Origin of the sequence: Roseiarcus sp., from assembly GCF_052145395.1 — a bacterium.
Classification (GTDB): domain Bacteria; phylum Pseudomonadota; class Alphaproteobacteria; order Rhizobiales; family Beijerinckiaceae; genus Roseiarcus.
In genome coordinates, this window is sequence record NZ_JBKQOT010000271.1 from 1 (window position 1) to 3,241 (window position 3,241).

The following is a 3,241-nucleotide window of genomic DNA, read 5'->3' on the forward strand; positions in this document are numbered from 1 at the left end:
CCAAGGGAAACCCGCTAGGTTCGCCTCGCCCGCGGAAGCTCGCGAGCAAGGGATTGAAACAGTCTATCAGGATCTGGCGCTCGCCGGAAACCTCGCGGTATGGGCAAATGTGTATCTCGGCCGTGAGCTGACCGCCGGCCCAAGAGTCCTTCACATCCTCGACAAGCGCGCGATGCTCGCGAAGACGAGCGAAATGCTCGAGCGCTTTATGCGCAATGTGCCGCCAATCGCCGAACCCGTTGAGTTGCTGTCCGGCGGACAGCGGCAGGTCGTGGCAATTGCGCGCGCTGGAGCCTGGGGTTCGAAACTCATTCTCATGGACGAGCCGACCGCGGCGCTCGGGGTCGCTGAAACCAAGGCGGTCGAAGAGGTGATTTTCGAGCTGAAGCGGCAGGGGCTGACCATATTGGTCATCAGCCACAATCTTGATCAGATCTTCCGCATCACGGATGGCGTCTGGGTCATGCGCCGCGGACGAGTGATCGGGTACCGCCGCACGGCCAGGACCCATCCGGATGAGATCGTCAGCATGATCACCGGAGCGGCCGCCGCGTCGACCGGGGCTGGCGCATGACCGTGGGTCGCTGGACCCGGCTCGCGTCGGTCGCGCGGCGCCGCGGCGTCCTGATCGTCTTCATTCTGCTCGTCACGAGCATGTTTGCGACGACCTCGACCTTCGGGACATATCAGAACCTCATCAATGTTATGCAGCAGAATTCGATCATCGGGATCATTGCCTGCGGCATGACCTTCGCAATCATTCTCGGTGGGTTTGATCTCTCAGTCGGGTCCGTAACCGCCCTCGCCAGCGTCGTCGGCGCGACGCTCATGATCGACCTGGGGACACCCGGCATTCCCATCGGAGTCATCGGCGCCATCACCGCCTGTCTTCTCGTCGGCGCAACGAACGGTTGGCTTATCGCCTATCTTGGCGTCAATCCGTTCGTCGCGACGCTTGGGACGATGACGGTCGTGCGCGGGCTCATCTATGTCGCCACCAATGCCTCTCCGCGTTTCGGCGTCCCATATTCATTCACCACGGTTGGCATGGGACGCCTGTTAGGAGTCCCAAATCCGGCGATCCTCTTCCTCATCGTTGCAACGGCGCTCGGATTTGTTCTCCATCGAACGCGTTTCGGCCACTACGTCTACGCGGTGGGCGGCAATTCCGTCGCCTCGGCTCAGATGGGCGTCAATACCGCGCGCGTGCGCTTTGCGGTCTACATTCTCGTGTCCTTGTGCGCGGCAATATCGGGCATCATCCTCATCGGCCAGACAGCGAGCGCGACGCCGCAGGCCGCGCTCGGATACGAGCTCACCGCCATCGCCGCCGTGATTGTTGGAGGCGCCCCGCTGGGAGGCGGGCGCGGCCTCATGACTGGCACGATCGTCGGCGTCTTTCTCCTTGGGGTGGTCGCGAACGGCCTCAATCTGTTCGGCGTCTCGCCCTTCTGGCAGCCGGTCGCGACCGGTCTCATTCTCATCGCCGCGGTCGCGTTCGACGGATATTCGAAGCGAGGCGGCTTTGGTTCCTTTTGATGCCACGAACGACCGGCTGTTTTGCGAACGCTTGAGATGCGCTAGCATCGTTGCGGTCGCTGTCGTTCGAGGACAATCCCGAAGCGACAGGGACAAAGCGATTGCGAAGGTAACAGCGATCCGGGAGGAATCGGAGATGACCCACAATAAGGCCATGAAATCAGGCGGAGCAGGCTCGCGGAGTCTCACAGTCAGAGGGGCGCTCATGCTGAGCGTCCTGTCAGCCGGCCTCCTCTGCGCGTTCATCCCGGCGGCCATCGCCGACAAGCTCAGTTGTCTGCCTCCCAATAGGATGTCGGAGAACCCCACGCCCGCGCCGGCGAACAAGAAGATCGGCGTCAGCGTCGCCTACCTGAAGGTGCCTTTCTACGCGAATTTCAAAACCGGGCTTGAGGATGGCGCCAAGCAGTTCGGATTCACCTACGACCTCGTCGACGGCAACAGCGGCGACGTCGCGACCGAGCTCGCCAACCTTCAGAATTTCATCGCGCAGAAGAAGGACCTCATTTTCCTCACCCCCTCCGGCGAGGGAATCATCCCCGGCATCAAGCTCGTCAATGACGCTCAGATACCGTTGATCGAGGTCAACAACAAGGCGGGTTTCGGGCGAAGCGAAGCGAACGTGCTGACCTATGTCGGCGCCGACGACGTCGAGTTCGGCCGGCTTCAGGGCAAGCTTCTCGATCAGGCCTTTGGCGGCAAGACAGCCAAGGTCGCCTACGTCATGGGCATCTCCGGCACGTCGCCGCAAATCCTGCGCGCCAAAGGCTGGGACGAGTTCCGCGCCAAGAACCCGCAATATGAGGAAGTCGCCCGCGTGAACGACGATTTCGACGCGGCCAAGGCCCTCGCCGCCGTGCAGGATCTTCTCAGCCGATTCCCGAAGGGACAGCTCGACGCCATCATCATGCAGGGCCCAGAGGCGAGCGCCGCCGTCGACTTCGCGCTCCGCAACGGGCGCGACGAGATCAAATTCATCGTGGGCGACTATCCCCAGGATGTCCGGCAGCTGATTTACGACGGCAAGATCTTTGGCACTGTCGATCAGGATCCCTACCCGCAAGCCTACAACGCGATGAAAATGGCTTGGCTGCATGTCAACGGAAAGGACGCCGACATCGCCAAACCCTATTTCCTGCCGTTGCCCCTGATAACGAAGGAGAACGCTGAGAAGACTCCTGCGGCGTGGGGCTGCCAATAGATCGCTAAGGCGGGGCTCCTTAGGTCGCCCCCGCCTCGGCCGCTTCCGCGAGCGCGCGGACGCAGTCCATGGGCGCGTGCATGAGATCCCATGAGATCACGATCCCGGCCGCGTTCGCCGCGTGGCCGGCTTTCACCATATCGACAACGTGCGCCGGATCGACGTCGACGACGCCGGGTTGGCGGACGAGCTCCAGTCCGAAATAGATGGGGACCGGCGCGAACGCCCGAACAGCCGCGTCGATCTCCGCCTGTATAAAGGAGATCGGAACCGCCCGTTCCCGGGTTTCTAGAAGCATTTCGCGGTCGAAGGCGGCGTGGCGAGCGGACCACTCCACGATCCGCGCCTCATCGAGGCCAAAGCGGCTTGCCACCCCTGCGATCAGCGAGTGTCGACGGCGGTCCGGATCCGCGCTTATTCGGCGGCGGGGAGCGTTTTGGCCAGCGCAGCGGGTTGTCCCGATAGTCCATAGGAGGGACCCGTCCCCGGAGCGGAGGGCGA

At 62.5% G+C, this 3,241-nt stretch carries 4 protein-coding genes; 3 read left to right on the forward strand and 1 reads right to left on the reverse strand.

Annotation, left to right across the window (positions count from 1 at the left end; all coding sequences use genetic code 11):
• From ACLP25_RS09065 to ACLP25_RS09075, 3 genes are all read left to right on the forward strand, one after another.
• Positions 1–574 (forward strand): ATP-binding cassette domain-containing protein (locus ACLP25_RS09065; RefSeq protein WP_442468873.1); only part of this gene is annotated, 574 nt, incomplete at its 5' end.
• Entirely contained in the window at positions 571–1,539 is a 969-nt protein-coding gene (locus ACLP25_RS09070) for an ABC transporter permease (protein WP_442468874.1), read from the forward strand. The genes ACLP25_RS09065 and ACLP25_RS09070, both read left to right, overlap by 4 nt.
• A 136-nt stretch (positions 1,540–1,675) precedes the next feature.
• Complete coding sequence (locus ACLP25_RS09075; protein WP_442468875.1) at positions 1,676–2,740, forward strand: sugar ABC transporter substrate-binding protein; 1,065 nt, start codon at positions 1,676–1,678, stop codon at positions 2,738–2,740.
• A 19-nt stretch (positions 2,741–2,759) separates the two neighbouring features.
• On the opposite strand, the gene ACLP25_RS09080 is transcribed toward ACLP25_RS09075, so the two are convergent.
• Positions 2,760–3,077, reverse strand: a complete 318-nt coding sequence (locus tag ACLP25_RS09080) for a hypothetical protein (protein WP_442468876.1) — start codon at positions 3,075–3,077, stop codon at positions 2,760–2,762.
• Positions 3,078–3,241: the final 164 nt, after the last annotated feature.